The sequence below is a fragment of the Synechocystis sp. LEGE 06083 genome (assembly GCF_015207725.1).
GTDB classification, from domain to species: Bacteria; Cyanobacteriota; Cyanobacteriia; order Cyanobacteriales; family Microcystaceae; genus Synechocystis; species Synechocystis salina.
Window position 1 is genome coordinate 1 of sequence record NZ_JADEWJ010000328.1, and the last position, 3863, is coordinate 3863.

A 3863-nucleotide genomic window follows, 5' to 3' on the forward strand; every position below is an offset into this window, starting at 1 on the left:
CTCCAGGGCCGGCCCAAACACCTCTATGGCATTTATTACAAAATGACCAGCCAGGATAAGGCCTTCGAAGAGATTTATGACATTGCCGCCCTACGGATCATTGTGGAAAGCAAGGGGGAATGTTACCGGGCCCTGTCGGTGGTACACGACGTCTTTAAACCCATTCCAGGGCGCTTTAAGGATTACATCGGTTTGCCCAAACCCAACCGCTACCAATCCCTCCATACTACGGTTTTGGGGCTGACCAGTCGGCCCCTGGAAATCCAAATCCGCACCGAAGAAATGCACCATGTGGCAGAGTACGGGATTGCGGCCCACTGGAAATATAAGGAGAGTGGTGGCTCGGAAAATACGGCTCTCACTTCCACTGACGAAAAGTTTACTTGGTTGCGGCAACTGCTGGACTGGCAAAGCGATCTCAAGGATGCCCAGGAGTATGTGGAAAACCTTAAACAGAATCTCTTTGACGATGACGTTTATGTATTCACCCCCAAGGGAGAAGTAATTTCCCTGGCTCGGGGGGCCACGCCGGTGGATTTTGCCTATCGTATCCACACAGAAGTGGGGCACCACATGAAAGGGGCTCGGGTTAATGGCCAATGGTTGGGGGTAGATACCAGGCTGAAAAATGGCGATATTGTGGAAATTGTCACCCAAAAGAATTCCCACCCCAGTTTAGATTGGCTCAATTTTGTCGTTACCCCCAGTGCCCGCCACCGCATTCGCCAATGGTTTAAGCGTTCCCGCCGGGATGAGAATATTCTCCGGGGCCGGGAATTATTGGAAAAAGAATTGGGCAAAACTGGTTTGGAAGCTCTGCTGAAATCGGAGCCGATGCAAAAAACAGCAGAGCGCTGTAATTACCAAAATGTGGAAGATTTGTTGGCGGGTTTGGGCTACGGCGAAATTACTTCCAATGCCGTTGTCAACCGTCTGCGGGAAAATAATGTTAACAACGTTAAAAATAACCAATCCAACCAGGAAGTTACCCTCGCCAGTTCTCCCCAAGTTCATCCCACTGCGCCCCCGGCCACAGGTAAAGATAATTCTCCGATCGCCGGCATTGAAGGCTTGCTTTATCACATTGCTGGCTGCTGCCATCCGTTACCAGGGGAACCCATTATGGGGGTAGTCACCAGGGGAGCCCGGGGTATTTCCATCCATCGCCAGGGTTGCCATAATCTCGAACAAATGGACGGCGATCGCCTGATTCCGGTGCGGTGGAATCCCAACAATAATAATCACCAAACCTATCCGGTGGACATTGTCATTGAAGCCATTGACCGAGTGGGGGTGCTGAAGGATATCCTTTCCCGCCTCAGCGATAATCACATTAACGTCCGCAACGCCGATGTTAAAACCCATTTAGGGCGGCCCGCTATCATCAGTCTCAAAATTGACATTCGGGACTACCAACAACTGTTGGGCATCATGGCCAAAATTAAAAATATGAGTGATGTTATGGATCTACGTCGGGTAATCTCCGGTTAGTTTGGCTATCTGGTCGATCCCCATCCCCCGCTAGAGGATATCCACAAATGCTGACATTAAACGGTTAGCAAGGTAGGGGGCAGAAGTGAGGGGAAGCGCTCCTATGGCCTGGCTAGAAACAAAAAAATCCCCTGCAATTAGGAGATTTAAAAAGTTTTAAGTCAGAAAACTTAATTTGTCATCAGTTTAGGTACCGGAAGCCCAGGAATTGATGTATTCCACCTGTTCGGGGGTCAAGCTGTCAATGGCAATGCCCATGGCTTGGAGTTTCAAACGGGCAATTTCTTGGTCCACTTCCACCGGAATGGAGTGCATACCGGGCTCTAATTGACCCTTATTTTTGACCAAATGCTCACAGGCCAAGGCTTGGTTAGCAAAGCTCATATCCATCACCGCACTGGGGTGCCCTTCAGCGGCGGCCAGGTTAACCAAACGGCCTTCGCCAATCACAATAATGGATTTGCCATTGGGGAGAATATATTGCTCCGTGAAGTTGCGTACTTCCTTAACTTCCTTAGCCTGTTCCTTGAGGGATTTAAGGTCAATTTCAATGTCAAAGTGACCGGAGTTACAAACGATCGCCCCATCCTTCATGACAGCAAAATGCTCAGGGCGAATGACGTGTTTGTTGCCGGTGACAGTGATGAAAATATCTCCCTGTTGGGCCGCTTCGGCCATGGGCATGACTCGGAAACCATCCATGGCAGCTTCGATCGCCGGTACGGGGCTAATTTCGGTGACAATTACGTCAGCTCCCATACCTTTGGCCCGCATGGCGACCCCTTTACCACACCAGCCATAGCCAGCCACCACAATGGTTTTACCGGCTAGGAGAATATTGGTGGCTCGGATGATGCCGTCCAGGGTGGATTGGCCGGTGCCGTAGCGGTTGTCGTAGAAATGTTTAGTGTCCGCATCGTTGACGTTCATGGCGGGGAAGGTAAGTACCCCATCGTTGAACATGGCCCGCAGGCGCACAATACCAGTGGTAGTTTCTTCGGTGGTACCAATGATGTCACTCAGTTGGTGTTGCCGTTCCTGTACCAAGGTGGCTACCACGTCGCTACCGTCGTCAATGATGATGTTGGGGCGGTGATCCAGGGCAATTTGCACATGGCGGTGATAGGTTTCGTTATCTTCCCCTTTGATGGCGTAAACGGGAATGCCGTAGTCGGCGACCAAACAGGCGGCCACGTCATCTTGGGTGGAGAGGGGGTTACTGGCAATGAGCAAGGAGTCAGCCCCACCGGCATGCAAGGCGATCGCCAAGTTAGCGGTTTCGGTGGTAACGTGACAGCAGGCCACCAAACGGATACCAACGAAGGGTTTTTCCTGGGCAAAACGTTCCCGAATTTGCTTTAGAACGGGCATTTCCCGGGCCGCCCATTCGATGCGCTGACGACCTTGGGGAGCGAGGCTAATATCTTTAATATCGTATTTCTGTTTAACGGGCGTTGCTACCATACGGAGTAATTCCTAAGAACTTTGCTTGAATGTGATATAACTTAACATTTTATCGGTCTGGAATGGCGATCGTCCCTTTGTCCATTGACAGACTGTTAGCGTCGATTTGCAAAGTTCTGATCTGTCCCTAAATTTCCCTACTAAAGCTCCGGCAAATGGGAAAAATTTAAATTTATCCCCCCAGAATTAGGGCCAGGGGGCTTTTTGAGCAGATTCTTGGGGAACTATTGGAAATGCAATAATGGGAGTTATAATTCCCCTCTCGGAGAAAAGTAAAAATGAACTCATTGCCGCCACTAGACTTCCCTGAGCTGAAGAATATTATTGCCCAATGTAATCTTGAAGAAAAACTAGAATTATTAGAACTTTTAGAGAAGGATACTTTTGCCACCAGATTCAACAAATTTCTCAATTCCGTCAAAACCGATGAATTAACTCTAGAAGACATTACCCGAGAAGTTGAAGCAGTCCGGCAAGATAACTACCATGAACAATGAAGCTATCCGGGCTGTGATTGATACGAATATCTGGATTAGCTTTCTGATTGGAAAAACTCTTCAAGGTTTGAATCAAGCTATTATTGATAACCGAGTGGTGATTTTATTCAGTGAAGATTTGTTTGTTGAGCTGATGGATGTATTATATCGCCCTAAGTTTAAGAAATACTTTTCCGAAACAGCAATCCAAAATTTAGTCGCACTGTTAAACAAAAAAGTTGAATTGGTTAAGATAAATTTTCACTTTGACAGTTGTCGAGACAAGAAGGATAATTTTTTGCTAGATTTGGCAGTCTCAGGCAATGCAAATTATTTAGTGACGGGAGATAGTGATTTGCTAGCATTAAACCCATTTCAAACTGTAAAAATTGTCTCCTATCAACATTTTCAGACTGCTATTCTCGCCATGAT

Annotated in this window: 4 protein-coding genes; 3 read left to right on the top strand and 1 reads right to left on the bottom strand. The window is 47.8% G+C overall.

Features of this window, described 5'->3' with window-relative positions; genetic code table 11:
- Window positions 1-1491 (top strand): bifunctional (p)ppGpp synthetase/guanosine-3',5'-bis(diphosphate) 3'-pyrophosphohydrolase (locus tag IQ219_RS17835; protein ID WP_194073493.1); only part of this gene is annotated, 1491 nt, incomplete at its 5' end.
- A gap of 186 nt (window positions 1492-1677) precedes the next feature.
- On the opposite strand, the gene ahcY is transcribed toward IQ219_RS17835, so the two are convergent.
- A complete protein-coding gene (gene ahcY, locus IQ219_RS17840) occupies window positions 1678-2955 on the bottom strand; it encodes an adenosylhomocysteinase (RefSeq protein ID WP_194073494.1) in 1278 nt (425 codons plus the stop codon).
- A 278-nt stretch (window positions 2956-3233) separates the two neighbouring features.
- Between ahcY and IQ219_RS17845 the strand changes: the two genes are divergently transcribed.
- Both IQ219_RS17845 and IQ219_RS17850 read left to right on the top strand, forming a co-directional pair.
- Window positions 3234-3452 carry a hypothetical protein gene (locus tag IQ219_RS17845; protein ID WP_194073495.1) on the top strand — a complete coding sequence of 73 codons (219 nt, stop codon included), beginning with the start codon at window positions 3234-3236 and terminating at the stop codon, window positions 3450-3452.
- Window positions 3442-3863 (top strand): putative toxin-antitoxin system toxin component, PIN family (locus tag IQ219_RS17850; RefSeq protein WP_194073496.1); only part of this gene is annotated, 422 nt, incomplete at its 3' end. The genes IQ219_RS17845 and IQ219_RS17850, both read left to right, overlap by 11 nt.